Here is a 25,651-nt window from a genome sequence, read left to right as displayed (position 1 = left end):
GGACAAGATCCCGGACAGCGAGGGGCGGGCCCGTCCGGGATTCTGGGGATGCCGGACGGGCCCGCGCGAGGTGGCCGTTGCCGCGACGGCCGCTCGCCGGAGCCGCCCGGTCCCGATCAGGCGGAGGCTGGCCGGATCGTTGCGTCGTGGTGACTCCGGAGGGCGTGTGCGAGACGCCCTCACCCAGAGCACGGTCGCCGGAGCGGGGTGGTTCAGCGCGGCGCGGAGTTTCTGGCCGGCGCGGTTTCCGGTTCACGCCGCGGCGGGGAACCCGCCGCCGACCGCGAGGTGGCCGGCTTCGGTCAGTTCGGCGGGCGCCCACTGACCGGGGGCGACGATCGTCGTGGGCCGCACGAGCCCGGCGCGGGTGAGGTCGTGGGCGGTGTTCTGGTCGCAGCACGAAAGCCCGTCGACGCGGAGGTCGGGTTCGCAGCTGCAGCGGAGCTCGGCGCGGCCTTCGGCGACCGCCTTGAGCATGGCGATCGCACGGCGGCTGAGCGCGCTCGGAAGGGTGGACATGGGTCTGGCCTCTCGGTCCGGCTGGTGGTGGCGCGAGTGCTGCAGCTCGTTACTCAGTAGTACGGCGTGCTTAACCGCCCGGTTCACTTCGATCGCGCCGGATGGCCTCTTGACAGCGGAAACCTCAACGAGCAGGGTCAGTCATCGGATGAATAAGCCCCACTGAGCCTCTGGTGGGACCAGTCTGCCGTCTTTCCGCCGTACTCATCCGATCCCTGGAGGTTCAGTGACGACCTTCCCCCGCCGTCAAGCCCTCGGCATGGCCGTCGGTGGCGCCGTGGCGCTCACCGCGGCCGGCCGCACCCCGGCCGGCGCGTCCGTGCCCGCCGTCGACGCCGCCGCGGACAGCCCGGACACCCCGATCGTCCCGCCCCCGCCGCCGGTCCCGGTCGCGCTCGACGCCTGGTTCTCCAACGACGGCATCGACAGCGCGTCCGCCACGGGCGGCGACTTCGACGGGTCCGGGTACACGTTCCCGGCCGAGCACCTCCCGGCGACCGCGTCCGTCGGCGGCGTCCCGTTCAAGCTCGGCTCCGCGGCCGCCGGCGCGAAGAACAACATCGCCGCCACCGGCCAGAAGATCGACCTGCCGAAGGGAAAGTACTTCGTCGCGTACTTCCTGGTCGCCGCCAGCTACGGCACGACCGGCGGCACCGCGACCGTGCACTACGCCGACGGCAGCACGAGCACCGGGTCGCTGTCCGGCCCGGACTGGTACACCGGCACCGGGGCCCTGGTCGCGCCGTTCCGCTACGCGCCGGGGGGAGTCGTCGACAACAACCCGGTTTCCCTGGCCACCGGGCAGGTCTGGGTCGACCCGGCCCGCGAAGCCGTCGGCCTGACCCTGCCCACGACCGCGGCGCCCGCGCCGAACGTCTCCAGCCTGCACGTCTTCGCGCTCACCCTGCAGCCGGTGGCCGTCGGCCGCTCCGCGCTGGTGCTGGACGGCCGCTCGAGCGCGAACCTGCTCACCGACGGCGGCCCGCAGGCGGCCGAGGCGACCGTGGTCAACGCGGGCACCGTCTGGCTCGGCGCGCGCGACCGCGTCACGGTCACCCTCGACGTTCCCGGCGGCCGGACCACCGTGCCGGCGACCATCCGCGCGCTGGCACCGGGGGAGCAGGCGACCGTGCGGCTCGGCCTGGCGCCGAACGCGTCGGTCCCGCCCGGCACCACGACGAACGGCCAGATCCGCGTGACCGCCGGCCGCGGCACCCTGGCCACCCAGCAGGTGCCTGTCACCCTCGGCGTCCCGGACTTCCGGCCGACCGACGCTTCGCTGTCGACGCACCGCGCGCCGTATTGGTTCACCGACAGCAAGTTCGGCATCTTCATCCACTGGGGGGTGTACGCGGTGCCGGCGTGGGCGCCGGTCGGGCAGCAGTACGCGGAGTGGTACTGGCAGAACCAGCAGGACCCGAACGGCGCGACCTACGCCTACCACCGGGAGAAGTACGGCGAGGACTTCGCCTACGACGACTTCATCCCGCTGTTCACCGCGAAGAAGTTCGACCCGCGCAGCTGGCTGAAGCTCATCGCCGACGCGGGCGCCGAGTACTACGTGCTCACCTCGAAGCACCACGACGGGTTCGCGTTGTGGGACACCGCGGTCAGCGACCGCAACTCCGTCAAGCTCGGTCCGAAGCGCAACATCATCAACGAGCTGTTCACGGCGTCACGCAAGTACACCCCGCAGCTGCGCAACGGCCTGTACTTCTCGCTGCCGGAATGGTTCAACCCCGACAACCCGTGGATGGGCCACGCGCCGCGCAACCCCTACACCGGGGCGCCGCTGCCCTACACCGGCTACACGGCCGGGAAGGACTTCGTCCGCGACTACCAGGCGCCGCAGGTGCTCGAGCTGATCTCGAAGTTCGACCCGGACGTGCTGTGGTTCGACATCGGCGGTGTCAACGACTCGCGCGCGGTGGTCTCGGAGTACTTCAACCACGCGAAGAACCGCAAGCGCCCCAAGGACGTCACCTACAACGACCGCGGCGGCATCCCGGACCACGACTTCACGACCCCGGAGTACACGACGTATCCGAACACCGTGGTGGCGAAGTGGGAGGCGAGCCGCGGCCTCGACCCGTTCTCCTACGGCTACAACCGCGCGACCCCCGACGACCGGTACATGACGGCGGAGGAGGTCGTCCGGACGCTGGTCGACATCGTGTCGAAGAACGGCAACTTCCTGCTGGACATCGGCCCGGACTTCGACGGCACGATCCCGGACGTCATGCAGCAGCACCTGCGCGACGCGGGCGCGTGGCTGAAGGTCAACGGCGAAGCCGTCTACGGCACGACGTACTGGTCCCGGATGGCCCAGCTCGGCGACCTGCGGTTCACGGTCAAGCAGAACGAGGCGTTCTACGTGCACTCACTGGCGGCGCCGGGCAGCAGGCTGGTGGTCGACGCGCCGGTCCCGATCCGCGGCGGTGACCGGGTCACGATGCTGGGCTACCGCGGGAACCTGCACTGGACCGTGGAGAACGGCTCGCTGGTGATCGACGTCCCGGCCGCGGCGCGGCAGGCGGGGCGCTTCGCCTGGGTGTTCAAGATCGCCTGGAGCTAGAGGTCGGCGTTCTTGCCGATGTACAGCTCCGCGAACGCCGCCGCGGCCGCGGGCGAACCCAGCAACCGGCGCATCCGGGCTTCCGCGACGCGGGCCAGGAACGGGTTGCCGCCCGCGGTCGCGGTGTGGTGGAAGATGTCCGACAGCCACAGGGAAAACTCCTGGTACTGCCAGATCAGCGGCAGGCAGGCGGCGGAGTAGCCGTCGAGTTTCGCGGTGTCTCCGGCGTAGTGCGCCTCGATCGCCTCGGTGAGCAGGAACGCGTCGTGCAGAGCGAGGTTCATGCCCTTCGCCGCGATCGGCGCGACCAGGTGGGCCGACTCGCCGGCCAGGTGCAGGCGGCCGTGCGACATCGGCTCGACGACGTAGTTGTGCATGTCGAGGATCCGCTTCTCGATCAGCTTGCCTTCGATGATTTCGCCGCCGGGCACGGTGAGCCGCGCGTGCAGCTCTTCCCAGACGCGCTCGCCGGGCCAGTCCGCCTCGGTCTCGCCCGGCGCGGTCTGCAGGTAGAAGCGGGTCACCGCCGGTGTGCGGGCCATGTGCGCGGCGAACCCGCGCGGGTGGATGCCGAACAGCACCCCGTCGGCGGACGGCGGCGCCTCGGCGAGCAGGGCCAGCCAGCCGATTCCGTAGTCACGGTGGTTTCCGGTGGCAGGTAACCCTGGGAGATGCCGCGGGCGCCGTCGCAGCCGGCGACGAAGTCGCAGTCGATCCGGTGCTCGCCCCCAGCGGTCCGGAACGTGACGGCGGGCGAGCCCGACGTGAGGTCGTGCAGTTCGACGTCGGAGACGTCGAAGACCGCCTCACCGCCGGCTTCGGCGTACTGCGCGAGCAGGTCGGTCACCAGAAGTTGTTGCGGGTAGACAAAATGCCGCTGCCCGGTGACATCGCCGTAGCGGAACTCCCGCCGCTGTCCGGCGAACCGGAACTCGAACTTCTCGTGCCGCGGGGCCGTCGCCACGAGCTGCTCACCGAGGCCACGCTGTTCGAGGCCGCGGACGGCCCACTCCTCGATGAACCCGGCTCGCGGCCGCTGCTCGATGAACGCCCGGCTTTCCCTCTCCAGCAGCACACAGCCGATTCCCGCGCGCCGCAGGAGGTTCGCCACCGTGAGCCCGGCCGGACCGGCCCCCACCACGGTCACCGCCGCGCGTGTCGCCACCATGCGCCCGAGGGTAGCGCGAACCCGCTCAGTAGAACTGCCGCAGGTTCGGCCAGGCGGTGGACCACGGCTCGGTCAGCGTGCACAGCGAGAGCGGGGTGCCGTTCTCGTCGTTGTCGACACCGCCGGCCGTCCGGTGCTCGGCCACCACGCGGCAGCCGGTGATCAAGTGGGCCGCGGGTGAGCCGCGTTCGAAGCCGCCGACGAGCAGCACCGGGCCGGCCAGCCGGTCCGGCGGTGGTCCCCAGTCGGCGTAGGACATGTGCGGCGAGTACGGCCGGGGCAACCCGAGCGCGGGCCTGTAGTGCTCCAGCGCGCCCGCCTCGCCGTAGTTTCCGGCGAGGATCACCGCGGTGTCCCGCTCGGTCGCCGGGATCCGCGCCCAGGCGTCCGCGACACTGCCGGCGAACTCCGGCCAGCCGATCTGCTCACCCGGCTCCTTGTTCACCGCCAGCACCGGCCCCAGCGCCGAAGCCGGCAGCACCGGGAGTCCGATGAGGACGGACACCACGACGCACACCGCGGCCGCCGCGCCGGTCAGCGCCCGCCGGGTCGCCCCGCCCCGGCGCAGCCACCGCAGCGCCGGGTCCGCGCCGAGCGCGACCAGCGGGAGCAGCAACGGCACCGAGTAGTACGGCTTCCCGCCCAGGACGAGGAGCTCGACGCAGACCACCGGATAGGCGATCGCGAGGGCACGGGCCCAGCGCAGGCCGGCGTCGCGCCACGGCCGCACCAGCCCGGCGATCCACACCGGCACCAGCACGGGGGAGAGGTAGACCACCTGCATCGGCACGAACAGGATGCGGTTCTCCGCGCCGTCGTCCTCGCTGATCCCGCCGGCGACGGTGAGCATCGGCCAGCCGTGGGACGCCTGCCAGAGCACCACCGGCGCCGTCAGGACGGCGGCGACCGCCACCCCGCCCGCCAGCCACCAGCTGCGCAGCACCCGGCGCGGCCCGGCGACGGCCACGCCGATCCCGAGCCCGGACAGCAGCATCAGGACCAGCCACTTGTTCGCCATGCCGAGCCCGGCGGCGGCGCCGACGGCGAGCCACCAGCGGCCGTCGCCGGTCCGCAGCAGCCGCAGGCCGAAGAACGTGATCAGCGACCACAGCAGCAGGTCCGCGGTGTTGGTGGCCGGCATGTGCGTGACGACGAGCACAGAGGACGACAGCACCGTGGCGATCGCGGTGAACAGCTGCGCCGCGCGGCCGCCGCCGAACTCGCGGGTGATCAGCACGACGACCACGACCGTCGCCATGCCGAGCAGCGTCGCCGCCACGCGCAGGCCGGTCGGTGTCTCGCCGAACAACGCCGTCGACGCACGGGCCAGCCACGGCGTGATCGGCGGCTGGTCGACGTACCCCCAGTCGGGCCGGTGGCCCGCGGCGACGAAGTACAGCTCGTCGCGGTGAAAGCCGTACCGGCCGGACAGGACGGTCAGGACCACCGCCTGCGCGGCGGCCACGATCCCGACTCCGACCGCGGCAAAACGTGGCGGCAACCCGGATTCGCGACCGGCCCCCATGGCAGTCTCCCCTCGGCGTGCCCGGATCGTACGCCGGGGATCAAGCCTCCGGGAGCGCTCCGAGGAATTCGCCGCCCGCGTCCGCGACCAGCTCGGCGATCGACTGGGCGCGGCGGATCGGCGTGAACTCGACGTCACCGCTTCCGCCCACCGTGAAGCCGTGCACCGCCGGGCGCGGCAGCGTGTTGTACGCGTAGTGCGCGCCGAAGTAATAGGCGCCGGTGTCGTGCGCGACGACGAGGTCACCCGGCTCCAGCAGCGGCAGTGGCCGCTCGCGGGCGAGGAGGTCGCCGGCGAAGCACAACGGCCCGGCGATGTCCTGCGGCACTTCGGGTCCGCTCTTCGGCGTCCCGGTGGGATCGAGCGCGGTGAGCCGCAGGGGCCAGTGCTCCGGCTGCAGCACCGTGCGGGCCGCCACCTGGGCGCCCGCGTGCGTCACGGCGATGGGCCGTCCACCCGCGACCTTCGTGTACTCGACCCTGCTGACGAGGAACCCGTTCTTCGCCAGCAGGGAGCGGCCGAACTCGGTGACGAAGGAGTACCGCCCGTCGGCCAGGGCCGGGACCCGCGCGAGCAGTGTCGCGACGTAACCGGCGTAGGTCGGGCCCGGCTCGTCGGAGGCGAAGTTCACCGGCAGCCCGCCGCCGAGGTCGAGGCTGGTGACCTGCCGGTACCCGGCCTCGACGTTGATCTCCTCGGCGAGCGCGTGCACCGCGGCGACCCCGGCGGCCATCAGCTCCGGCGGGCAGCCCTGCGAGCCGACGTGGACGTGCAGCCGGGTCAGCCACGGGCGGCGCGCGAAGGCTTCGCGGAGTCGTTCCCGGTTCCCGTTGTCGCGCAAGGGGATGCCGAACTTCGACGCGGCGGTCGCGGTGCTCGTGTCGCCGATCCGGCCGGCCCCGACCTGGGGGTTGATCCGCAGGCCCAGGACCGACCGCGGTGGTGTCGCGCCGATCAGCGCGTCGAGCCGGGCGAGCTCCTGGAAGTTGTCGGCGTTGACCGCGGTGCCTTCGGCGAGGGCGTGCGCGAGTTCGGCGGTGGTCTTGGCGGGGGAGTCGAGCACCAGCCGCGGGCCGCGGAGCCCGGCGGCTTCGGCGACCGCGGTTTCGCCCGGGCTCGCGACCTCGGCGTCGACCCCGAGGTCGCCGAGGAACCGCAGGAGCGGCGCGAGGCCGCACGCCTTGGCGGCGACCGTGTGCTGGACGCGCCCGAGCGGGCCGAACGCGTCGGTGAGCTCTTCGACGGCGGTGCGCAGGCCGGCGAGGTCGACGAAGCCGGCCATCGGGTCGACGAGCCCGCGGTCCGCCGCGGCGGCGAGGGCGAGCTGCCGGCGGTCGGCTCGGGTCAGGGGTGCGCTGGTCGTGGTCACCCCTCCAGGACAGCAGCGGCCGGCGCGGGCGGTCCAAGACCTGATCCTGATGGACACATAGGATCGGCCTATAATCGCTGGGTGGACCTTCGCCGATGGCACTACTTCGCCGTGCTCGCCGAAGAGATGCACTTCACCCGGGCGGCCGCGCGGCTGTTCGTGTCGCAGCCGTCGCTGAGCCAGCAGATCCGCGCGTTCGAGACGGAGCTGGGGGTCGCGCTGCTCGACCGCTCGGGCCCGCGGTTCGCGCTCACCGAGGCGGGCCGCGTCGCGGCGGCGGAGGCGCGGGACCTGCTCGACCGCCTGGACCGGGCGCGCGGGGTGGTCACCGCGGCCGGGCGGGCCGACACCGGGCGGCTGCGGATCGCCTACACCCGGTCGGCGCCCGGCCCGCTCGCCGGTGACCTGGTCGCGGTCTACCGAGCGCGGCACCCGGAGGTCGAGCTGGCGCTGGAGACGGGCTGGACGAGCCTCAACCTGGCCCGGCTGGCCACCGGTGAGATCGACGCCGGCTTCGTGCGGCCGCCGGTGTCCGAGCCGGGGGTCGAGGTGGCGGTGGTCGGCTCGGAGGAGGTGCTGATCGCCCTGCCGTCGGGGCACCCGCTGGCCCGCCGCCGTGGCCGGCTGCGGCGGGCGTGGATCGCGGCGGAACCGGTGGTGTTCTGGCCGCGGGAGAACGGCCCGGGCCAGTACGACACGATCAGCGGCCAGGTCTGGCCGGACGGCGTCCCGCCGATCGTCCGCGAAGAACCGGAGGACGAGCAGCTGGTGCGCGCGGTCGCCGAGGGCGCGGGCATCGCGGCGGTGCCGGAACACCGCGCCCGCGGCCTGCGCCGCCGAGGCGTCGTCCTGCGGCGGCTGGCCGACCCCGTGCCGCGGATCGACCTGGGGCTGGCCTGGCGGACGGGGCCTGCGCCGCCGGTGGTGCAGGCCTTCGTGGAGCTCGCCCGTGAGACGGCGGCCGGTGGGCGATCGGCGCAGTAAGCTCACAGGCAGCCGGCGTCGAAAGGGCATTTCCCATGGCAGCGCACGAAATCACCGACCGGATCGCCGACCTGATCGACGAGGAGCACCGGCTGCGCGCCGCGGCTCTGCACCACGGCGGGCTGACCCCGGCGGAGCGAGCCCGGCTGAAGGAGCTCGAACGGCAGCTGGACGAAGCCGTCGACCTGCTGCACCGCCGGCAGGCGCTGGCCGTCTTCGACGAAGACTGACCCGCGGGCGCAAAGTGTCCACAGTGGACTCCTGCGCGGGCGGTCACCGCCGGGGGAGCTCCGGGGAGTCGGTGTCGAGCGGCACCGAGCCCGACCGGACCAGCCCGAGCTGGACCGTCTGGCGGCCGGTCAGCTTCTCCAGGAGCCAGTCGACCGCCGTGCGCACGCGGTTCCCGGGCATCGCCATCAGGTGGTAGGCCCGCGTCACCGCCTTCGCCGGCAGCCCGGACAGCGGGATGTGCAGCGGGTTCGCCGCGGCGGCGCCGGCGCCGAGGTCGACGACAAAACCCAGGTCGTGGTGCCGGTAGCGGCGGGGACGGCCGTAGCCCATCGACGCGGCGACGTTGCGGCCGGCGAGCTTCCCCTGCCGCTCGGCGTGCTGCGCGGTCATCGCGGTGTACTCGCCGGGGCGGGTGAGGTCGGGCACCGCGGCCGCGTCACCGCAGGCGAACACGTCGTCGTGGCCCGGCACGCGCAGCTCGTCGGTGACCACGAGCCTGCCCTTCGCCGTCTCGAGCCCGAGGCCGTCCACCAGCGGGTCCGGCCGTACGCCGACGCACCAGACGAGGGTGCGGGTCGGCACGGGCTCGCCGCTGGTCAGCGTGACGCCCTTGACGTCGGCGTGGTCGACGGAGGTCTTCATCAGCACCTCGACCCCGCGAGCGCGCAGAACCTCGTCGGCGGTCCGGCCGAGCCGGGCGTCGAGCTCGGGCAGCACACGCTCGGCGACGTCGAGCAGCAGCCAGCGGATCTGCTGCCCGGCGAGCTCGGGGTGGCGCGCGGCCAGCGCCTCGGTGAAGGCCGGGCCCTGCGCGGCGACCTCGGTGCCGGTGTACCCGGCGCCGACCACGACGAACGTGCACCGCGCGTCCCGTTCGGCCGGGTCGTCGGCCGCTGCGGCCAGCTCGATCTGCCGGGTGATGTGGTCACGCAGGTAGAGCGCCTCGGGCACGCCGCGGAAGCCGTGCGCGCACTCCGGGACACCCGGGATCGGCAACAGCTTGTTGACGCTGCCCGCCGCGAGCACGAGCCGGTCGTACCCGATCCGGTGGTCCTCGTCCTCCGGATCGGTGTAGCTCACCTCGCGGGTGCCGAAGTCCACGCCGGTCGCCTTGCCGAGCACCAGCCGGACACCCGGCAGCGTCTCGGGGAGGGAGACGGTCACCCGCCGCGGGTCGAGGATCCCGGCCGCCACCTCCGGCAGCAACGGCAGGTAGAGGAAGTAATCCGTCGGGTTGAGCACGACGATCTCGACGTCTTCGCCGGCTTCCTCGCGCAAGCTCTTGGCCGCGTGGAACCCGGCGAAACCGCCTCCGACGATCACGGCACGCATGGGTCTCCTTCCGGGACGGATCTTCGGCCCCGCGGATTACCCCAGGTCGGGACGGGGAACCCGCGGGGTTGACCTGCGAGCACAGGGGCGTACGGTCAGGGGTGTTGGCTGTTGTTCAGAAACGTGCTCCGGTCAGCGCCCCTGCCAGCCGCACTAGGGAGCGCCATGTACGACCTCTTTCGCACGATCGATGATCCGTCCGGCTTGACCGCCACCACCACCGACCGACCGGGTGGAATCCGCGTCGTCACGCTGGTGGGAGATATCGACGCCGCCACCGTCGGCACCCTCGACGAAGCCCTCGCCACCGGTGAGCGGCTCGTCGTCGACCTGACCCGGGTCGCCTTCCTCAGCTGCGCCGGGGTCCGGTCGCTGCTGCAGGCGAACGGCCGGGCCGACCTCGCCGTCGTCGTCGCCGGGCACGCCGTCTCGCGGTCGCTGGAGGCGACCGGCGCGGACCTCCTGCTGGAGATCCACCCGCGCACCGCCGCCGCGCTCGCGCGGTTCGCCCCCGGCCCCGTGCCGGAGGCGTGAGCGCCCCGTCGCCGGCCGTCCACTGTGGTCAGTCGTCCGGCCAGTCGCCGGTCGCCTTCCGGTAACCGACGGCGCCCGCGCGTTCGGTGGCGGCCTTGACCGCGCCGAAGATCGCCCCCTGCACCGCCGCCGCGATGACCACCTGCTGCCAGGTGTAGTCGCGGTCGGTGGCGTCGGGGGCGTCGTCCTCCCCGGCCACGCGCATCCAGACCTGCTTGAAGACCTGGCCGGCGAGGAGGCCGCCCAGGGCGCCCACCACCCAGCTCATCGGTTTGTACAAGGCCTTGTTCACGAGTTCCTCCGGCGCAGGATCAGGCGGATCAGGATCACCAGGCCCAGCACGCCGGCGAAGATCGGGACCGGGTTGCTCCGGACCACGTCGGCGCCCTGGCGGAACTTCACCGCGGTCGGCTCGTTCGTGACGTCGGCGACCTTCGCGGTCGCGAGGTCGAGCTTCTCGTCGACGTTCTCCTTGACCCGGGTCTTCACGTCGAGCTTCTGCCCGAGCGCCTCCAGGGTCTCGGTGAGCTCTTCCCGGGTCGTGTCCCGGTCGAGCCGCGCCTCCTCGGCGTTCTTCGGGAAGTCCCCGCTCATGTGCGCACTCCCTGCTTCATCGTCTCCACGTCTTCGCGGACGCCGGTGATGGCCTCTTCGGGCACCGGCGGCACCGCCTGCGTGACTTCCTTCTTACCGACCAGCGCCGCGATCCCGGCGATCGCGAACAGCGCGACCGCGACGACGACCGCCGCCAGCCAGCCGGGCACGACCAGCGCCAGCGCCAGCACGGCGGCCGCGACCAGCGTGCCCGCGCCGAACAGCGCGAACAGCCCGGCCGCGCCGAACAGCCCGGCGCCGAGGCCCATCTTCTTGCCCTTGGTCCGCAGCTCGAACACGGCGAGCCGCATCTCGTCCCGCACGAGCCGTTTCACCTCGTCGGTGAGGTCGGTCACCAGCTCGCCCACCGACCGGTCGGCGGCCGGCTTCTTGTTGACTTCTTCGATCATGGAACACCTCCTCGCCTGGCCGCCGTGTACCCGGCCCGGCGCGGCGTCAACCACGGCGATCCGCCGGGTTTGCCCGGTCCGGCGCCGGGTGGCCAGGGCAGCTGCCACCCCGGATTCACTCGAACGAGCGACACCGCGGGCCACGGCCGTCCCGGCGTGTTTCGCGCCTGGAGCAGTCGGGTAGGCCGCAAGCATGACCACCACCAGTGCCGACGTCCCCACCGTGGAGCTGAACAACGGCGTCCGGATCCCGCAGTTCGGGTTCGGCGTCTTCCAGATCCCGCCCGAGGAGACCGCGCAGGCCGTGCGGGCGGCCCTGGACGCGGGTTACCGACACATCGACACGGCGCAGATGTACCGCAACGAAGACGGGGTCGGCGCCGGTGTCGCCGAGTCCGGCCTGGCGCGCGAAGACGTGTTCGTCACGACCAAGCTGGCGAACGACGCGCACGGGCACGACAACGCGATCACTGCGCTCGAAGGCAGCCTGCGCCGGCTGGGCTTCGACTACGTCGACCTCTACCTCGTCCACTGGCCGTTGCCGCAGAAGGACAACTACGTCCGGACGTGGCAGGGCTTCGAGGACATCCTGCGGGCGGGCAAGGCCCGTGCGATCGGGGTGTCGAACTTCCAGCCCGCCCACCTCGACCGGCTCGCCGAAGAGACCGGGACGGTGCCGGCGGTGAACCAGATCGAGCTGCACCCCGCGTTGCAGCAGACGGAACTGCGGGCCTACCACCAGTCCCACGGCATCGCGACCGAGGCGTGGAGCCCGCTGGCGCAGGCCGAGGTGCTCGACGACCCCGTGCTCGCCGACCTGGCCGAGAAGCACGGGCGGACGGCCGCCCAGATCGTGCTCCGCTGGCACCTCCAGCTCGGGAACATCGTGTTCCCGAAGTCGTCGTCGGCCGAGCGGATGCGGGAGAACATCGACGTCTTCGGCTTCGAGCTCGACGACGAGGACATGACCGCGGTCGGCAAGCTCGACGACGGCCGCCGCACCGGACCCGACCCGGACACCTTCACGGGGTGACCGCGGGGTTTCCCTGCGCAACCCGCCGGGTATCTCACCCGGAGAGGTCCCCCCCCCAGGAAGGAGCGTCCCGCATGACCACGAACGCGTATCTGTCGTTCCTCGCGATCGGCGTCGCGCTGGTCCTGATCGACGGGCAGGTGATCTACCGCAGCGGCCGCCGCTACCTGGAGAACTCCTACGGCAACCCGGCCGCCGGCGCTTCGATGACCCGGCTGGTCACGGTGCTGTTCCACCTGGTGACGCTGGGGGTGCTGGCCCTTGTCTCGACCATCAACCTGGGCGGCAGCGACCTGCCGGGCGTCGTCGGGCGCGTCGGCGTCCTGCTGCTGATCCTGGCGCTGGCCCACGCGATCACGCTCGGCGTGCTCGCCCGTATCCGCGGTGAGCAGGAGGTCGAGGCTGTCGTCCAGCGCGGCAGCCGGCCGCAGCAGCCCGAGCCGGGGCCGACCGTGAACCCGGTGCCGAGCCAGGAAGCGCGGTACCCGGACGTCAGCCCGCCGCTGGAGAACCGTTCCCCGTACTCCGCGCAGTAGGAGCTTCCGCTTCGAAGGCCGTCACCGGAACCCGGTGGCGGCCTTCGGTGTGTCATTCGGGGACGTCGATCTCGGTGTGCCGGGTGGCCAGCGTCCGGGCCAGGTCGGCCAGCTTGACGTTCAGCTGCTGGGAAGCGTCGCGCAACACGTCGAACGCCTCCTCGGCGGTGATCCCGCGGCGCTGCATCAGGATGCCCTTCGCCTGGCCGATGACGTCCCGGCTTTCCAGCGCGCGGCGCAGGTGGGCCGCTTCCAGCTCGGCCGTCGTCAGGGCTTCGGAGTGCGCCAGGGCGAGGGAGGCGTGGGTCGCCAGCAGGAGCGCCGTGTCGACCGACCGGCCGTCGAACGCGTCCCGGCTGGTCGAGTAGATGTTGAGCGCACCGGACAGCCGCGGCGGCCGCGCGTCCGGGAGCAGGGCCGTCGCCAGCACCGAGTGGTAGCCGTGCCGGGCAGTGCCCGGGCCGAACGACGGCCATCGCGGGTCGGTGCCGACGTCCTGGGACCAGCCGATGGCCGGGCCGTCCGGGCGCGCCGACTCCACGCACGGGCCTTCGCCGTGGTCGTACTGCAGCTGGTCGAGCTGGAGGGCGACCGGATCGGTCTCGACGGGGGTGTGGAACGTGCCGTCGGGCGCACGCAGGGTGACGCTGACCAGGTCGGCGCCCGGCACGATCGCGACCGCGGCGCCGACGACCAGCTTGAGCACGCCGCCGACGGTCGGCGTCGCGTCGAGCAGCGTCCGGGTGAGGTCGGCGAACTGGGCCGCCAGCGCGCCCGCCGCGGCGGGGCCGTCCTGCCCGAAGGCGGCCCGTTCCCGGGCCCACTCGTCTCTGCCGACGCTCATTCGTCCTCGCTGTCCGTCACGGCCGGGGTGGTGCTCCCCATTCAACCCGATCCCGGACGGCGAGCGGGTCAACCGGGTGCGCCGGCCGCCCGGCTCAGGGCGGCGCGGGCGCGGTCGACAAACCCCGGACCCGGCCACAGCTGGTCGGCCTGCGGCATCCGGTCGGCCAGGCCGGGGTGCGGCAGCCTCGGCGCGGCGGCCCGGGTTTCGAGGACCTCCTGGCCGAGCTCGTGCCGCCGGTCGGGCGAGCAGCTGAGCCGGATCCGCTTCAGCGCGGCGGGTCCTTCGTCGCGGACGTGCCGGCGCACCGCGCGGATCAGCCCGCCGAGCAGCCGCTCGAAGCGGGTCTCCTGCGGCCCCGCGCCCTCCAGCTGCCGCATCAGGCCGTCGGCTTCGGTGAGATCGCCGTCGCCGTCGAGATAGGGCTCTTCGGCGACGGCGTGGCGGACCAGCTCCGCGATCAGGTGGTCGGCGAGGTCCTTGCGGTTCTCCGGGCTGCCCTGGCCGAGCTCGAGCTCGGTGCACAGCCGGTCGAGCTCGCGGTGGTCACCGGCGAGCACCGTGGTCAGATCGGTTGCGGGCTGGCTGCCGTTCATGCACGCTCCTGGTCGCCGGGGGACTTCCGCCACGGATACCCGCTGCTCGCGCGGCGAATCCCGTGTCGGCCCGGCACCCGCCGGGTACCCGGGGAGGACACCCGGACCCCAAGGAGGTTGACCATGGCAGCGCCGTCGACGGTGACCGAGCGCGAACGCAAGTACGAGATCGTCGCGGGCAGCGGTGTGCCCCGGCTGGTCGGCGTCGCGGGTGTCGAGGCGCAGGACGCGCCGGTCGAACACGTCCTCGACGCCTCCTACTACGACACCGAGACGTTCCGGCTCGCCCGCGGCGGCATCACGCTGCGGCGCCGCGTGGGCGGGCACGACGCGGGCTGGCACCTCAAGCTGCCGGTCTCGGCCGACGAGCGCCAGGAGATCCAGCTGCCGCTCGGCGGCGACGTCCACAAGGTCCCCGGCCGGCTCCGGCGCCTGGTCCGGGCCTACACGCTGGGGGAGAAGCTGGTGCCGATCGCGCACCTGCGCACCGACCGCTTCTCCCACCGCCTCGCCGACGCCGACGGCCGCACGATCGCGACCCTCACCGACGACCACGTGACCGGTGAGGCCGGCGGCGAGAGCGCCCGGCTCGACGAGTGGCGCGAGCTGGAGCTCGAGCTGGACCCCGGCACCGAGCCCGGCCGCCTCGACGACTTCGACCGCGCGCTGTCCGAAGCGGGCGCGTCGGCGTCGCCGTGGCCGTCGAAGCTGCGGCGCCTGATCGGCGACCGCGTGCCGGCGGCGCCGCGCCGGCGCAAGAAGCCCACGGCCGGGGCGGTCGTGCTGGCGTCGCTGCGGGAGCACCACGCCCAGCTGCGCCGGGCCGACGTCGGGGTGCGCCTCGACGTCGAGGACTCCGTGCACCAGATGCGCGTGGCCACCCGGAAGCTGCGCAGCACCCTGCGCACCTTCGGGTCCATTGTGGACGAGAAAGCGACCGGGTCGCTCACGGCCGAGCTGAAGTGGCTCGGGCAGCAGCTGGCCTCGGCCCGGGACACCGAGGTCACCGAGGAACGGCTCGCCGAGCGGCTCGACGGCGTGCCGCCGGAGCTGGTCTTCGGGCCGCTGCGGCAGTTCCTCACCCGCTACTTCGCCCGCGAGGCCGAGGAAGGCCGGACCAAGGCGATGGCGGCGCTGACCGGCAAGCGGTACCTGGCGCTGCTGCGGGCGCTGGACCTGATGCTGGAGGAGCCGCCGCTGACGGCGAAGGCGCGCAAGCCCGCGAAGTCCGGGCTGCGCAAGCCGGTCCGCAAGGCGGCCAAGAAGCTGCGCCGGGCCGAAGCGGCGACGCGCGGCCTCGACGGCGAAGAGCTGGAGATGGCCTTGCACGACGTCCGCAAGAAGGCGAAGCGGGCCCGGTACGCCGCGGACACCGTCAAGCCGGTCTACGGCGAGAAGCTGCGCCAGTGGCGCAAGAACGTCAAGACCGCCCAGAGCACCCTCGGCGAGCACCAGGACACCGTGGTGGGCCGGGACGTCCTGCACCACCTCGCCATCGCCGGGCACGGCGAGGGGCAGAACACCTTCACCTTCGGGTTGCTGCACGCCCAGGACGCCGCGACGGCGGAGAAGCTGCGCGAGCGGTTCGCGGGCGAGTGGCGGCGGCTGCGCAAGGGTGACCGCCCCGGCTGGCTGCGCTGACCCACGACAAGAGCCGGTGCCGGCCGTGCCCACGGCCGGCACCGATTCGTTTGTCGAACGAGGAAGAACGGGTGAAGCGGGTCCGGGGCCTCAGGCGTCGCCGGTGAGCTTCCCGCGCAGCTGCTCCAGGGTCTGCGAGAGCAGCCGGGAGACGTGCATCTGGGAGATGCCGATGCGGTCGGCGATCTGGGTCTGCGTCAGCCCGCCGAAGAACCGCATCACCAGGATCGCGCGCTCCCGCGCCGGCAGTTCCTGGAGCAGCGGCTGGAGGGCCTCGTGGTTCTCGACCATGGCCATCTCGTGGTCGGGCTCGCCCATCGTGTCGGCCAGCGACAGCGCCTCGGCGTCGTCGTGGACCGGCTTGTCGACGGAGAGGGCCTGGTAGGCGTTGCCGGCGATGAGGCCCTCGCGCACCTCGTCGACGTCGAGGTTCAGGTGCTCGGCCAGCTCGGTCGGCGTGGGCGCGCGACCCAGCCGCTGCGAAAGCGCGGCCGAGCCCTGGCTCAGGGACAGGTGCAGCTCCTTGAGCCGCCGCGGGACCCGCACCGACCAGCCGGTGTCGCGGAAGTGCCGCCGGACCTCACCCATGATCGTCGGCACGGCGAAGGACAGGAAGTCGTGCCCGCGTGCGGGGTCGAACCGGTCGACGGCGTTGATCAGACCGATCCGCGCCACCTGGACGAGGTCCTCGCGGGGCTCGCCGCGACCGGAGAACCGGGTCGCGATGTGCTCGGCGAGCGGCAGCAGCTCGGTCACGAGTCTCGCCCGGACGACGTCCCGCCGCGGGTCGTCGGCGTCGAGCGTCCCCAGCTCGTCGAACAGCGGTTCGCAGTGGGCGTATTCGTCCGGTCGGTGCAGGAGGGTTTTGCGCTCGCCGCTCACGCGCTCGTTCCCGGGTTGAGCACCAGCTCGATCGTGACGATGCCCGCGCCTCCACCGGGGAGAACGTCGCAGTGCGCCGTCACCGAACGGCTCAGCGTGGTCAGGACGTGCCAGCCGAACGTGCGGTCGCTCGGCGGCCGCGGGTCGGTGGACCGGGTCGAAACGACGACGTGCAGCCCCTCGGGGGACTGCCGGAACCGGCAGTGCAGCTGCGAGCCGAGCTCGGCCAGCTGGACGAGCTGCGCGCACGCCTCGTCGACGGCCATCTTGGCGTCCGCGATGGCGTCCAGGCCGAAGTCGGCGCGCGAGACCATGCCGTGGGTGAGCATGCGGACCAGGGGGATCTGCTCCGCCATCGCGGGCAGCCGCAGCTCGACCACCTCGTCCAGCAGCCCGTCGGCCGCCGGCTGGCCGCCCTGCTGGCCGCCACTTCGTGTTTCTTCCATGCCGAAGCTACTACCCATCCGGGGGAACGCTGACACTTGCCGATCAGGGCTTTCCGGTTTGGTCACCGGCCCAGCGCCTTTTCGAGTTCCTTCTTGGACATCTTGGAACGGCCGTCGATGTTCCGCTTCCTGGCCTCGTTGTAGAGCTGGTCCTTCGTCGGCCCGCCCGGCCCCTTGCCGTTCCCCGACCGCTCGCCGCCGCGCTGCTGGGGCGACTTGTCCTTCAGCGACGTCCTGCTCGCCTGCTTCGACTCGCCGGCCTGGGCGCGGTTCTTGTTCACCGTCCGCGACGCGATCTCCTTGGCCCGCTTGGTGCTCGCGCCGCGGTCTTCGGCGGATTCCTTGACGTGCTCGTACTGGCGTTCGCGCTTGGCGCTCCACGACTGGGGCATGACCACTCCTTCCGACGCCCGCGGGGTACCCGGCCGGTCGCCGGGCAAACGTCACCCATGACGGTCGGTTACGGCGGACTTCCCCGGGGTACGCGGGGAGCCGACGGAGAGGAGGCGCCGATGAAGATCGGCTACACCCTGATGACCGAGCAGACCGGCCCGAACGAGCTGGTCCGGTTCGCCGCCGGCGCGGAGCAGGCCGGCTTCGACTTCGAAGTGATGAGCGACCACTACTCGCCCTGGCTCGCCGAGCAGGGGCACTCGCCCTATGCCTGGAGTGTGCTGGGCGCGGTCAAGCAGAGCACCGAGCGCGTCGAGCTGATGACGTTCGTGACGTGCCCGACCATGCGTTACCACCCGGCGGTCGTGGCGCAGAAGGCGGCGACCGTGCAGGCGCTCTCCGGCGGCCGGTTCACGCTGGGCCTCGGCGCGGGGGAGAACCTCAACGAGCATGTCGTCGGCCGCGGCTGGCCGCCGGCCAACGTCCGCCACGACATGCTCGCCGAAGCCGTGCAGATCATCGGCGGGCTCTTCGACGGCGGCTCCTTCGACTACGAGGGCAAGCACTTCCGGGTCGACTCGGCCAAGCTGTGGGACCTGCCGGAGAAGCGGACGCCGGTCGGCATCGCGGTGTCCGGCTCGCAGTCGGTCAAGCGGTTCGCCCCGGTCGCCGACGCGATGATCGCCGTCGAGCCGAAGGCGGAGCTCTCGCAGGAGTGGGACGCGACGAAGCCCGGCCCGCCGAGCCGCAAGATCGCGCAGCTGCCGGTGTCCTGGGGCCCCGACCGCGACGCGGCGGTGAAACGCGCGCACGAGCAGTTCCGCTGGTTCGCCGGCGGCTGGAAGGTCAACGCCGAGCTGCCGGGCCCGGCCGGGTTCGCCGGGGCGACGCAGTTCGTCCGCGAGGACGACGTTGCCGGGTCGATCCCGTGCGGCCCCGACGTCGAGCCGATCGTGGCCGGCGTGCGCGAGTTCGAGCAGGCCGGCTTCACCGACGTCGCGCTGATCCAGATCGGCGGAGACCAGCAGGAGGACTTCCTCGACTTCGCCGAAAAGGAGCTGCTTCCGGCACTGCGTGGCTAGCCGCGAAGGCCGTTGCTCCGAACGGACGCGTGCCCTGCGACGGCGGTGACCGCTTGCGCCCGGCGTGATCGGGATGCAGTAATCTCGCGCTGGACCCGTTAAAGCGCTAGCGGCCCACTAGTGGCGCGCGCCCGGGTCCTCCCTGGTCTTGAGCGCCCTGAGAACCAGAAGAGGGGCGTTACCAGGATGACGGGCGGCCATGAGCAGCTCACCGCGAGACTGGACGAGGTCACGCTCGCGATGGAGTCGCTGACCGCGATGCTCGACACCGAGCTCGACCTCGGCCAGATGCTGCAGGCGGTGTGCGACCACGTGGTGCAGGTGGTGCCGGGGGCGGACATGGCGAGCATCACGCTGGTGCGGGAGGGCGTGCCGGAGACGGTCGCGAGCACCGACCAGCGGGCGGTCAACTTCGACCGCGAGCAGTACCGGATCGGAGACGGCCCGTGCCTGCGCGCGGCCGAGACGGGCCAGCCGGTGCGCGTCGGCGTCGGCGCGGTCGGGGACCTGTGGCCGCAGTTCGTGTCGTCGGCCGAGCAGCTGGGCGTGGCCAGCTTCCTGGCGGCGCCGCTGACGGTGGACGGCGACATGTCCGGCGCGGTCAACCTGTTCGGCTTCGGCGAGCACGGCTTCAGCGAGCTGGGCACGAAGATCCTCGAGCTGTACACGGCGACGGTGGTGTTCGGCCTCCGCAGCGCCCGCCGCTACTTCGCGGCGCGCGAGCTGATCGACCAGCTCAACCGAGCGCTCGAGACCCGCGCGGTGATCGACCAGGCCAAGGGCATCCTGATGGCGGCCCACCGCATCACGGCCGAGGAGGCGTTCCAGCGGTTGGTCAAGCGCTCGCAGGACGGGAACCGGAAGCTGCACGAGGTGGCGGCGGAGTTCGTGGCCGCGGTGGCGACGACCACCGGCTGACCGCCCGGCCGGGCCGGAGCGCGTTCGCTAACCGGTCAGGCGGTCGGGACCTCGTCGGGTGGGGCTTCGGTCTCCAGCGCCGCCTCCGGGCGGTGCCGGCTGCGCTGGCACGTCGTGCAGACGAGGGTCCGGCCGAGCACCGTCCCGTCGTCGGCGACGACCTGCGCCACGTGCATCGTCGGGAAGCCGCAGACCTCGCAGGGCAGCGAGCCGTCCTCGCGGCTGATGCGGAGCTGGGTGCCCATCCGGCCTCCTGCTGTGACGTGGGTCTCACCTACCTTGCCGGTTTCGGCGCCAAAGCCCACTGAATTCACTCTTTCGGCCTAATGGAAGCTGTCTCCGGTGACCCTTTCGGTGCCTCTTGTGTCGCGTGAGGTCCTCCCGGGTAGTCCGCGGGAGAAGGCCTTGACCGGAGGGGAGAACAACATGCGAGACAAGCGGAACGACCTGCGGCCGGTGGCGGACCTCCTCCTGGAGGGCGGGGACACCCCGGAGCAGGCGGAGACACGCCGCAAGGCCGCGCTGACCGTCGCGGCCAGTGCGAAGGATCCCGACGACTGTGCGTTGCTGCTCGAAATGCTGGGCCTGCACCGCGGTGACGGCCGCAGCAGCGAAGTGGCCTGAGCCGGTTTCGCCGGAACTCGCCGCGGGTATCGGATGGCGGTGAGGAGGTCGACATGGCGAGACCGGTGTGGAGCGGGGCGCTGAGCCTGGGACTGGTCACCGTCCCGGTGGAGCTGTACCCGGCGGTGGCGGACCACACGATCCACTTCCACCAGTTCGAACGCGGGACGTCCGACCGGATCCGCAACCGCAAGGTCAACGAGCGGACCGGCGACGAGGTCACCCAGGACGAGATCGTCAAGGGGTACAACCTCGGCGGGGGCGACCACGTCCTCGTCGAACCCGACGAGCTGGACGACATCGCGCCCGAGCGGTCCCGGCGGATCGACATCGAGCAGTTCGTCGGCCTGGACGAGATCGACCCCTGGTTCTTCGACCGGACGTACTGGCTCAAGCCCGCGAAAGAGGACTTCGCCAAGGCGTACGGCCTCCTGCTGCGGGCGATGGACCGCAGCGAGAAGGCCGGGATCGCCAAGTTCGTGCTGCGCGGCAAGGAGTACCTGTCGGCGATCCGCGCCGGCGACGGTGTCATGGTGCTCAACACCCTCCACTTCGTCGCCGACCTGCGGAAGCCGAAGGACGTCATGGGCGGGCTGCCCAAGCTGCCGAAGCCGCGGCCGAAGGAGCTCGACATGGCGCTGTCGCTGGTGGATGAGATGACCTCGCCGTGGCGGCCCGAGGACTACCGCGACGAGTACTCCGGCCGCGTCGAGAAGCTCCTCAAGGCCAAGAAGGCCGGCAAGGAGATCACGCACGAGGAGGAGCCGGAGCCCTCGGCCGACGTCGTCGACCTCTTCGAAGCCCTGTCCCGCAGCGTGAAGAGCCGCAAGGGCGGTGGCAAGGCACCCGAGAAGAAGACGACGAAGAAGCAAACCGACCTCGGCGAGCTGTCCAAGACCGACCTCGACAAGCTCGCCCGCGAGCAGGGGGTGAAGGGGCGGTCGAAGATGACCCGCGCCCAGCTGGAGAAGGCGCTCAAGGCGTCCTGAGGGAGCGGGCGTGAAGATCTCTCATCCGGACAAGGTGTTCTTCCCCGGTGACCGCCTGACGAAGGGGGACGTCGCCGGGTACTACCGGGCCGTGGCCGACGTCATGCTGCCGCACCTGCGCGGCCGCCCGCTCACGCTGCGGCGCTACCCCGACGGCATCGAAGGCCAGAGCTGGTTCCAGAAGCACCCGGGGGAGCACTTCCCGGACTCGATCCGCGTCGAGCGGGTGCCCCGCAGCGGCGGCGGCACCGACGAGTACGTCGTCTGCGAAGACGCCGGAACGCTGGACTACCTGGTGAACCAGGGCAGCATCGAGTTCCACGTCTGGCTGTCCACTGTGGACGCGCCGGAGCGCCCGGACCGGCTCGTGCTGGACCTCGACCCGCCGGAGGGCACCCCGGTCACCGAGCTGCGCGCGCTCGCGCGGCGGATCCGCGACCACTACGAGCGGGCCGGGCTCACCGCGTTCGTCCAGGCGACCGGCGGCCGCGGCTTCCACGTGCTGGCGCCCCTCGACGCGAAGGCGAACACGGACGTCGTGCTGGAACTCTCCCGGGCCCTGGCCGACGCCGTGGCCGCGGACGACCCCGACCGGCTGACGACGGCCCAGCGCAAGGAGAAGCGCGGCGACCGGATCTTCCTGGACGCCAACCGCAACGGGTACGCGCAGACGTTCGTCGCGCCCTACTCGCTGCGCGCCCTCCCGGGCGCGGCCGCCGCGACCCCGTTGGACTGGCGGGAACTGGGCAAGGCCGAACCGGCCGGCTGGGGCCCGGCGCGGGAAAAGCAGCGGCTGGCGCGCAAGGCCGACCCGTGGCGGGACCTGGACGAGCACGCCGGATCGGCGGAGGCGGCGTTGAAGCAGCTCACTTGAGCGTTTCGGCCCCCGGCAACGACTGCGCCGCCGGGCTTCCGGTGGATGCGACCGTCCCACGGCCGGGTGCACCCGCGATTCCGGCCCGTGGGAGCGGGTACCCAGCCGACATGACACACAGCCGAGGAAAGGTCGAGGTCGCGACCCGCGTCCCGCTGGACACCCCCGACGACCTCGCCGAGCACTACACACCCGGTGTCGCCGAGCAGGCCCGGCGGATCGCCGAGGACCCGTCCGCGCTCGCCCGCGAGACGGTCAAGGCGAATTCCGTCGCGATCGTCTCCGACGGCTCCGCCCTGCTCGGGCTGGGCGACCGGGGCCCCGCCGCGGCCCTGCCGGTCATGGAGGGCAAGGCGGCGCTGCTCAAGCGGTTCGCCGACGTCGACGCCTGGCCGATCTGTCCGGTCAGCCGCGAGCCCGACGACCTCGTCCGCACCGTGAAGGACCTCGCGACGTCGTTCGGCGCGATCAACCTGGAGGACATCGCCGCCCCGCGATGCTTCACCGTGGAACGGCGGCTGCACGACGAGCTCGACATCCCCGTCTTCCACGACGACCAGCACGGCACCGCGGTGGTGGTGCTCGGCGCGCTGCACAACGCGCTGAAGCTGACCGACCGTGAACCCGCGGGGACGTCGGTCGTCATCGCCGGGGCCGGCGCCGCCGGCAGCGCGATCGCCCGGCTGCTGCTGCGCGCCGGCTACTCCGCCGACGGCATCGTCGTCTGCGACAGCGAAGGCGTGCTGCACGGCGAGCGCGACCTGGTCGGGGAGAAGCACTGGCTGGCGGAGAACACCAACAGCGGCGGCGCCACCGGGAGTGTGCAGGACGCCCTGCGCGGCGCGGACGTCTTCGTCGGGGTGAGTGCGGGTGGCCTCCTCGAACCGGACGACGTCGCCGCGATGGCGGACCGCGCGATCGTGTTCGCGCTGGCCAACCCGGACCCGGAGGTCGACCCCGAGGCGGCGCGGGGACACGCGGAGATCGTCGCGACCGGCCGCAGCGACCAGCCCAACCAGATCAACAACGTGCTGGCGTTCCCCGGGATGTTCCGCGGGCTGCTCGATTCGGGCGCGCCGCGCGTCACCGGGACCATGCTGCTGGCCGCGGCGCGGGCGCTGGCCGACGTCGTGGGGGAGGACCTGGAGCCGGGGCACATCGTGCCGAGCGTGTTCGACGAGGCTCTGGTGCCCGCGATGGCCGAGGCGGTCGCGGGCGCGGCGAAGGCGGCCAAATAGTCCACTGTGGACCCGTCGGCCGCCGGCTCAGTGCGAGTCGGCGGTCGGGGTCGTGTCGCCTTCGGTGGACTTGTGCGTCTTCTCGCTGCGGGCGATGTGCCAGGCGACCAGCGCACCCGCGCTGACCGTGCCCCACAGCACAAGAGCGGCGTCGCGGGCGAAGAGGCCGACGACGAGCATCACGACCGCCGTCACGTCGCAGAGGATGAGCAGGAAGTTCGCCCGGGTGACCCGGCGTGGCCGCCGGCCGCTGAAGGCGGCGGCGAACGCGGGGTCGCTCGCCTGCAGCCCGGCTTCGATCTCGCGAAGGGCGTGGCGTTCTCGCTCCGGCAGCATGGGTGGGCCTCCTCGCCTCGGCTATCGAAGTGGTACCCGCTCCGCGCCCGACCGAAGCGGTGTTTCGACGGGAAAATCAATGGTTGTCGCGGGGGATGCCCTTCGTGGCCGCGATCCGCTGGTACGCCACGGCCGGGCGCAGCACCATGCCGTCGCACAGCTGGTCGACCATCGAGCGCTGGATCTCCTGCCACGGTGTCTGCGCTTCGGGCACCGGGTACCCACCCGACTCTGCCAGCTCCTTGTGCCGCAGTGCGAGCTCATCGCCGGGAATGAGCACGTTCGCGGTACCGGCCGAGAGGTCGATCCGCACGCGGTCGCCGGTCCGCAGCACCGCGAGCCCGCCGCCGGCCGCGGCCTCGGGGGAGGCGTTGAGGATCGACGGCGACCCGGATGTGCCCGACTGGCGGCCGTCGCCGAGGCAGGGCAGCTCGTGCACCCCGCGCTTGATCAGCTCCGCGGGCGGGCGCATGTTGACCACCTCGGCCGAGCCCGGGTAGCCGAGCGGGCCGGTGCCGCGCATCACGAGCAGCGAGTGCTCGTCGACACCGAGGTCCGGGTCGTCGATGCGGGCGTGGTAGTCCTCCGGGCCGTCGAACACGACGGCGGTGCCCTCGTAGACGCCGCCGTCGAGGTAACGCCGCCGGAACTCGGGGGAGATGACGCTGGACTTCATGATCGCGGCGTCGAAGAGGTTGCCCTTGAGGACGAGGAACCCGGCGTCACCGGTGAGCGCGGTGTCGAAGGTGCGGATGACGTCGCGGTCGCCGGCCTCGGCGTCGCGGCAGTTGTCGCCGAGCGTGCGGCCGTTGACGGTGCCGGCGTCCTCGTGGACCAGCCGGTGCCGCATCAGCTCGTGCACCACGGCCGGGACGCCGCCCGCGCGGTGGAACTCCTCGCCGAGGTACTTGCCGGCCGGCTGCAGGTCGACCAGCAGCGGGACGGCGTGGCCGAGCCGCTGCCAGTCCTCGAGGGGCAGGTCGACGCCGATGTGCCGGGCGATCGCGCCGATGTGGATGGGCGCGTTGGTCGAGCCGCCGATCGCGGAGCTCACCACGATGGCGTTCTCGAACGCCTCGCGCGTCAGGATGTCCGACGGCTTGAGGTCCTCACGCACCATCTCGACGATCCGCAGCCCGGTGCGGTAGGCCATCCGCGCGCGGTCGCGGTGCGGCGCCGGGATGGCCGCGCAGCCGGGCAGGCTCATCCCGAGCGCTTCGGCGAGCGCGTTCATCGTCGACGCGGTGCCCATGGTGTTGCAGTGCCCCGGCGACGGCGCGGACGACGCGACGAGCTCCATGAACCCGGCGTCGTCGATCTCGCCGGCGGCCAGCAGCTCCCGGGCCTTCCAGACGATGGTCCCGGAGCCGGTGCGCTCGCCGTTGTGCCAGCCGTTGAGCATCGGCCCGCCGGAGAGCACGATGGCCGGGAGGTCGACGGTCGCGGCGGCCATCAGGCAGGCCGGGGTCGTCTTGTCACAGCCGGTGGTCAGCACGACGCCGTCGATCGGGTAGCCGTAGAGCGTCTCGACCAGGCCGAGGTAGGCGAGGTTGCGGTCCAGCGCGGCGGTGGGGCGCTTGCCGGTCTCCTGGATCGGGTGGACGGGGAACTCGATGGCGATCCCGCCCGCCTCGCGGATGCCCTCCCGGGTGCGGTCGGCCAGCTGCAGGTGGTGCCGGTTGCAGGGGGAGAGGTCCGATCCGGTCTGCGCGATGCCGATGATCGGCTTGCCGGACTGCAGCTCTTCCCTGGTCAGGCCCCAGTTCATGTACCGCTCGAGGTAGAGCGCCGTCATTCCGGGGTCGGCGGGGTTGTTGAACCAAGCTTCGCTGCGCAGTCCCATACCGGCCAGTCTGGCAACGGCGGTCTTGGAATGCACGCCTCGGCTCAAGCGCCCCAAGGCGGCCTTCGGTGCGTCAGACGCACCCAAGGCGGCCTTCGGTGCGTCAGACGCAACCAAGGCCGCCTTGGGGCGCTT

Annotated in this window: 28 protein-coding genes and 1 pseudogene; 13 read left to right on the top strand and 16 right to left on the bottom strand. The window is 72.1% G+C overall.

Features of this window, described 5'->3' with window-relative positions:
- Positions 1-252: 252 nt before the first annotated feature.
- Positions 253-519 carry a hypothetical protein gene (locus tag ACZ61C_RS36315; protein ID WP_465312431.1) on the bottom strand — a complete coding sequence of 89 codons (267 nt, stop codon included), beginning with the start codon at positions 517-519 and terminating at the stop codon, positions 253-255.
- A gap of 226 nt (positions 520-745) precedes the next feature.
- Here ACZ61C_RS36315 and ACZ61C_RS36310 point away from each other — a divergent pair, with 226 nt between their 5' ends.
- Positions 746-3,094 (top strand): alpha-L-fucosidase, encoded by a 2,349-nt coding sequence (locus tag ACZ61C_RS36310; RefSeq protein ID WP_465312430.1) that lies wholly within the window; start codon positions 746-748, stop codon positions 3,092-3,094.
- Here ACZ61C_RS36310 and ACZ61C_RS36305 read toward each other — a convergent pair.
- The 3 genes and pseudogenes from ACZ61C_RS36305 to ACZ61C_RS36295 form a co-directional block, all read right to left on the bottom strand.
- Positions 3,091-4,262, bottom strand: a pseudogene (locus ACZ61C_RS36305) (4-hydroxybenzoate 3-monooxygenase). The gene ACZ61C_RS36310 and the pseudogene ACZ61C_RS36305 sit on opposite strands and share 4 nt — an antisense overlap.
- A 25-nt stretch (positions 4,263-4,287) precedes the next feature.
- On the bottom strand, positions 4,288-5,787 hold the full coding sequence (locus tag ACZ61C_RS36300; protein ID WP_465312429.1) for a glycosyltransferase family 39 protein: 1,500 nt from the start codon (positions 5,785-5,787) through the stop codon (positions 4,288-4,290).
- Between the two features lie 40 nt (positions 5,788-5,827).
- Positions 5,828-7,156: a type III PLP-dependent enzyme domain-containing protein gene (locus ACZ61C_RS36295; RefSeq protein ID WP_465312428.1), complete on the bottom strand. Its 1,329-nt coding sequence runs from the start codon at positions 7,154-7,156 to the stop codon at positions 5,828-5,830.
- Positions 7,157-7,237: 81 nt separating this feature from the next.
- On the opposite strand from ACZ61C_RS36295, the gene ACZ61C_RS36290 reads away from it, so the two are divergent.
- Both ACZ61C_RS36290 and ACZ61C_RS36285 read left to right on the top strand, forming a co-directional pair.
- The gene (locus tag ACZ61C_RS36290; protein ID WP_465312427.1) at positions 7,238-8,140 is read left to right on the top strand and encodes a LysR family transcriptional regulator; all 903 of its coding nucleotides are present in this window, start codon (positions 7,238-7,240) and stop codon (positions 8,138-8,140) included.
- Positions 8,141-8,175: 35 nt separating this feature from the next.
- Positions 8,176-8,370, top strand: coding sequence for a DUF2630 family protein (locus ACZ61C_RS36285; protein WP_465312426.1), 195 nt, complete (start codon positions 8,176-8,178; stop codon positions 8,368-8,370).
- A gap of 43 nt (positions 8,371-8,413) precedes the next feature.
- Here ACZ61C_RS36285 and ACZ61C_RS36280 read toward each other — a convergent pair whose 3' ends face one another.
- Positions 8,414-9,703, bottom strand: a complete 1,290-nt coding sequence (locus tag ACZ61C_RS36280; protein WP_465312425.1) for an NAD(P)/FAD-dependent oxidoreductase — start codon at positions 9,701-9,703, stop codon at positions 8,414-8,416.
- Positions 9,704-9,868: 165 nt separating this feature from the next.
- Here ACZ61C_RS36280 and ACZ61C_RS36275 point away from each other — a divergent pair, with 165 nt between their 5' ends.
- Positions 9,869-10,237 carry an STAS domain-containing protein gene (locus ACZ61C_RS36275; RefSeq protein WP_465312424.1) on the top strand — a complete coding sequence of 123 codons (369 nt, stop codon included), beginning with the start codon at positions 9,869-9,871 and terminating at the stop codon, positions 10,235-10,237.
- 28 nt (positions 10,238-10,265) lie between these two features.
- Here ACZ61C_RS36275 and ACZ61C_RS36270 read toward each other — a convergent pair whose 3' ends face one another.
- Genes ACZ61C_RS36270 through ACZ61C_RS36260 form a run of 3 tightly spaced genes read right to left on the bottom strand, consistent with a single transcriptional unit; the run spans position 10,266 to position 11,241 of the window.
- The gene (locus ACZ61C_RS36270; RefSeq protein ID WP_465312423.1) at positions 10,266-10,529 is read right to left on the bottom strand and encodes a DUF4235 domain-containing protein; all 264 of its coding nucleotides are present in this window, start codon (positions 10,527-10,529) and stop codon (positions 10,266-10,268) included.
- Positions 10,526-10,831: a DUF3618 domain-containing protein gene (locus tag ACZ61C_RS36265; protein WP_465312422.1), complete on the bottom strand. Its 306-nt coding sequence runs from the start codon at positions 10,829-10,831 to the stop codon at positions 10,526-10,528. The genes ACZ61C_RS36270 and ACZ61C_RS36265 overlap by 4 nt, the downstream gene beginning before the upstream one ends.
- The gene (locus tag ACZ61C_RS36260) at positions 10,828-11,241 is read right to left on the bottom strand and encodes a phage holin family protein (RefSeq protein WP_465312421.1); all 414 of its coding nucleotides are present in this window, start codon (positions 11,239-11,241) and stop codon (positions 10,828-10,830) included. Before ACZ61C_RS36260 ends, ACZ61C_RS36265 begins: the two co-directional genes overlap by 4 nt.
- 193 nt (positions 11,242-11,434) lie before the next feature.
- Between ACZ61C_RS36260 and ACZ61C_RS36255 the strand changes: the two genes are divergently transcribed.
- Both ACZ61C_RS36255 and ACZ61C_RS36250 read left to right on the top strand, forming a co-directional pair.
- Complete coding sequence (locus tag ACZ61C_RS36255) at positions 11,435-12,274, top strand: aldo/keto reductase (protein ID WP_465312420.1); 840 nt, start codon at positions 11,435-11,437, stop codon at positions 12,272-12,274.
- A gap of 74 nt (positions 12,275-12,348) precedes the next feature.
- Positions 12,349-12,810: a hypothetical protein gene (locus ACZ61C_RS36250; protein WP_465312419.1), complete on the top strand. Its 462-nt coding sequence runs from the start codon at positions 12,349-12,351 to the stop codon at positions 12,808-12,810.
- A 52-nt stretch (positions 12,811-12,862) separates the two neighbouring features.
- Here the strand turns inward: ACZ61C_RS36250 and ACZ61C_RS36245 are convergent, their stop codons facing one another.
- Together ACZ61C_RS36245 and ACZ61C_RS36240 are read right to left on the bottom strand one after the other, a co-directional pair.
- Complete coding sequence (locus tag ACZ61C_RS36245) at positions 12,863-13,654, bottom strand: ANTAR domain-containing protein (RefSeq protein ID WP_465312418.1); 792 nt, start codon at positions 13,652-13,654, stop codon at positions 12,863-12,865.
- A 68-nt stretch (positions 13,655-13,722) separates the two neighbouring features.
- Positions 13,723-14,250 (bottom strand): hemerythrin domain-containing protein, encoded by a 528-nt coding sequence (locus ACZ61C_RS36240; RefSeq protein ID WP_465312417.1) that lies wholly within the window; start codon positions 14,248-14,250, stop codon positions 13,723-13,725.
- Between the two features lie 123 nt (positions 14,251-14,373).
- Between ACZ61C_RS36240 and ACZ61C_RS36235 the strand changes: the two genes are divergently transcribed.
- The gene (locus tag ACZ61C_RS36235) at positions 14,374-15,891 is read left to right on the top strand and encodes a CYTH and CHAD domain-containing protein (protein ID WP_465312416.1); all 1,518 of its coding nucleotides are present in this window, start codon (positions 14,374-14,376) and stop codon (positions 15,889-15,891) included.
- A gap of 90 nt (positions 15,892-15,981) precedes the next feature.
- Here the strand turns inward: ACZ61C_RS36235 and ACZ61C_RS36230 are convergent, their stop codons facing one another.
- The 3 genes from ACZ61C_RS36230 to ACZ61C_RS36220 all read right to left on the bottom strand — a co-directional run bounded on the left by ACZ61C_RS36230 (position 15,982) and on the right by ACZ61C_RS36220 (position 17,611).
- A complete protein-coding gene (locus ACZ61C_RS36230) occupies positions 15,982-16,773 on the bottom strand; it encodes a SigB/SigF/SigG family RNA polymerase sigma factor (RefSeq protein WP_465312415.1) in 792 nt (263 codons plus the stop codon).
- Complete coding sequence (locus ACZ61C_RS36225) at positions 16,770-17,219, bottom strand: ATP-binding protein (RefSeq protein WP_465312414.1); 450 nt, start codon at positions 17,217-17,219, stop codon at positions 16,770-16,772. Before ACZ61C_RS36225 ends, ACZ61C_RS36230 begins: the two co-directional genes overlap by 4 nt.
- 62 nt (positions 17,220-17,281) lie before the next feature.
- The gene (locus ACZ61C_RS36220; protein ID WP_465312413.1) at positions 17,282-17,611 is read right to left on the bottom strand and encodes a plasmid stabilization protein; all 330 of its coding nucleotides are present in this window, start codon (positions 17,609-17,611) and stop codon (positions 17,282-17,284) included.
- Between the two features lie 120 nt (positions 17,612-17,731).
- Here ACZ61C_RS36220 and ACZ61C_RS36215 point away from each other — a divergent pair, with 120 nt between their 5' ends.
- Both ACZ61C_RS36215 and ACZ61C_RS36210 read left to right on the top strand, forming a co-directional pair.
- Positions 17,732-18,694, top strand: a complete 963-nt coding sequence (locus ACZ61C_RS36215) for a TIGR03557 family F420-dependent LLM class oxidoreductase (RefSeq protein ID WP_465312412.1) — start codon at positions 17,732-17,734, stop codon at positions 18,692-18,694.
- A gap of 186 nt (positions 18,695-18,880) precedes the next feature.
- A complete protein-coding gene (locus ACZ61C_RS36210; RefSeq protein WP_465312411.1) occupies positions 18,881-19,612 on the top strand; it encodes an ANTAR domain-containing response regulator in 732 nt (243 codons plus the stop codon).
- Positions 19,613-19,647: 35 nt separating this feature from the next.
- Here the strand turns inward: ACZ61C_RS36210 and ACZ61C_RS36205 are convergent, their stop codons facing one another.
- Positions 19,648-19,857 carry a hypothetical protein gene (locus tag ACZ61C_RS36205; protein WP_465312410.1) on the bottom strand — a complete coding sequence of 70 codons (210 nt, stop codon included), beginning with the start codon at positions 19,855-19,857 and terminating at the stop codon, positions 19,648-19,650.
- Between the two features lie 181 nt (positions 19,858-20,038).
- On the opposite strand from ACZ61C_RS36205, the gene ACZ61C_RS36200 reads away from it, so the two are divergent.
- From ACZ61C_RS36200 to ACZ61C_RS36185, 4 genes are all read left to right on the top strand, one after another.
- Positions 20,039-20,236 carry a hypothetical protein gene (locus tag ACZ61C_RS36200; protein WP_465312409.1) on the top strand — a complete coding sequence of 66 codons (198 nt, stop codon included), beginning with the start codon at positions 20,039-20,041 and terminating at the stop codon, positions 20,234-20,236.
- Between the two features lie 53 nt (positions 20,237-20,289).
- The gene (gene ku, locus ACZ61C_RS36195; protein WP_465312408.1) at positions 20,290-21,225 is read left to right on the top strand and encodes a non-homologous end joining protein Ku; all 936 of its coding nucleotides are present in this window, start codon (positions 20,290-20,292) and stop codon (positions 21,223-21,225) included.
- A gap of 10 nt (positions 21,226-21,235) precedes the next feature.
- Positions 21,236-22,099: a non-homologous end-joining DNA ligase gene (gene ligD, locus ACZ61C_RS36190; protein ID WP_465312407.1), complete on the top strand. Its 864-nt coding sequence runs from the start codon at positions 21,236-21,238 to the stop codon at positions 22,097-22,099.
- 110 nt (positions 22,100-22,209) lie between these two features.
- The gene (locus tag ACZ61C_RS36185) at positions 22,210-23,337 is read left to right on the top strand and encodes an NAD(P)-dependent malic enzyme (RefSeq protein WP_465312406.1); all 1,128 of its coding nucleotides are present in this window, start codon (positions 22,210-22,212) and stop codon (positions 23,335-23,337) included.
- 27 nt (positions 23,338-23,364) lie between these two features.
- Here the strand turns inward: ACZ61C_RS36185 and ACZ61C_RS36180 are convergent, their stop codons facing one another.
- Together ACZ61C_RS36180 and ACZ61C_RS36175 are read right to left on the bottom strand one after the other, a co-directional pair.
- Positions 23,365-23,673, bottom strand: coding sequence for a DUF3040 domain-containing protein (locus ACZ61C_RS36180; protein WP_465312405.1), 309 nt, complete (start codon positions 23,671-23,673; stop codon positions 23,365-23,367).
- A gap of 76 nt (positions 23,674-23,749) precedes the next feature.
- Complete coding sequence (locus tag ACZ61C_RS36175) at positions 23,750-25,516, bottom strand: IlvD/Edd family dehydratase (protein WP_465312404.1); 1,767 nt, start codon at positions 25,514-25,516, stop codon at positions 23,750-23,752.
- Between the last annotated feature and the right edge of the window lie 135 nt (positions 25,517-25,651).

Source organism: Amycolatopsis sp. NPDC104587, from assembly GCF_055583645.1.
This window is presented reverse-complemented; position numbering and strand designations above follow the sequence as displayed.

Bases quoted from the DNA above. Each gene is read 5' to 3' on its own strand.
- ACZ61C_RS36280 (WP_465312425.1), bottom strand. From the start codon at position 9,703: ATGCGTGCCGTGATCGTCGGAGGCGGTTTCGCCGGGTTCCACGCGGCC.
- ACZ61C_RS36235 (WP_465312416.1), top strand. From the start codon at position 14,374: ATGGCAGCGCCGTCGACGGTGACCGAGCGCGAACGCAAGTACGAGATC.
- ACZ61C_RS36220 (WP_465312413.1), bottom strand. From the start codon at position 17,611: ATGCCCCAGTCGTGGAGCGCCAAGCGCGAACGCCAGTACGAGCACGTC.
- ACZ61C_RS36250 (WP_465312419.1), top strand. From the start codon at position 12,349: ATGACCACGAACGCGTATCTGTCGTTCCTCGCGATCGGCGTCGCGCTG.
- ACZ61C_RS36300 (WP_465312429.1), bottom strand. From the start codon at position 5,787: ATGGGGGCCGGTCGCGAATCCGGGTTGCCGCCACGTTTTGCCGCGGTC.
- ACZ61C_RS36260 (WP_465312421.1), bottom strand. From the start codon at position 11,241: ATGATCGAAGAAGTCAACAAGAAGCCGGCCGCCGACCGGTCGGTGGGC.
- ACZ61C_RS36255 (WP_465312420.1), top strand. From the start codon at position 11,435: ATGACCACCACCAGTGCCGACGTCCCCACCGTGGAGCTGAACAACGGC.
- ACZ61C_RS36265 (WP_465312422.1), bottom strand. From the start codon at position 10,831: ATGAGCGGGGACTTCCCGAAGAACGCCGAGGAGGCGCGGCTCGACCGG.
- ACZ61C_RS36240 (WP_465312417.1), bottom strand. From the start codon at position 14,250: ATGAACGGCAGCCAGCCCGCAACCGATCTGACCACGGTGCTCGCCGGT.
- ACZ61C_RS36215 (WP_465312412.1), top strand. From the start codon at position 17,732: ATGAAGATCGGCTACACCCTGATGACCGAGCAGACCGGCCCGAACGAG.
- ACZ61C_RS36245 (WP_465312418.1), bottom strand. From the start codon at position 13,654: ATGAGCGTCGGCAGAGACGAGTGGGCCCGGGAACGGGCCGCCTTCGGG.
- ACZ61C_RS36275 (WP_465312424.1), top strand. From the start codon at position 9,869: ATGTACGACCTCTTTCGCACGATCGATGATCCGTCCGGCTTGACCGCC.
- ACZ61C_RS36205 (WP_465312410.1), bottom strand. From the start codon at position 19,857: ATGGGCACCCAGCTCCGCATCAGCCGCGAGGACGGCTCGCTGCCCTGC.
- ACZ61C_RS36315 (WP_465312431.1), bottom strand. From the start codon at position 519: ATGTCCACCCTTCCGAGCGCGCTCAGCCGCCGTGCGATCGCCATGCTC.
- ACZ61C_RS36225 (WP_465312414.1), bottom strand. From the start codon at position 17,219: ATGGAAGAAACACGAAGTGGCGGCCAGCAGGGCGGCCAGCCGGCGGCC.
- ACZ61C_RS36175 (WP_465312404.1), bottom strand. From the start codon at position 25,516: ATGGGACTGCGCAGCGAAGCTTGGTTCAACAACCCCGCCGACCCCGGA.
- ACZ61C_RS36200 (WP_465312409.1), top strand. From the start codon at position 20,039: ATGCGAGACAAGCGGAACGACCTGCGGCCGGTGGCGGACCTCCTCCTG.
- ACZ61C_RS36185 (WP_465312406.1), top strand. From the start codon at position 22,210: ATGACACACAGCCGAGGAAAGGTCGAGGTCGCGACCCGCGTCCCGCTG.
- ACZ61C_RS36285 (WP_465312426.1), top strand. From the start codon at position 8,176: ATGGCAGCGCACGAAATCACCGACCGGATCGCCGACCTGATCGACGAG.
- ACZ61C_RS36210 (WP_465312411.1), top strand. From the start codon at position 18,881: ATGACGGGCGGCCATGAGCAGCTCACCGCGAGACTGGACGAGGTCACG.
- ku (WP_465312408.1), top strand. From the start codon at position 20,290: ATGGCGAGACCGGTGTGGAGCGGGGCGCTGAGCCTGGGACTGGTCACC.
- ACZ61C_RS36180 (WP_465312405.1), bottom strand. From the start codon at position 23,673: ATGCTGCCGGAGCGAGAACGCCACGCCCTTCGCGAGATCGAAGCCGGG.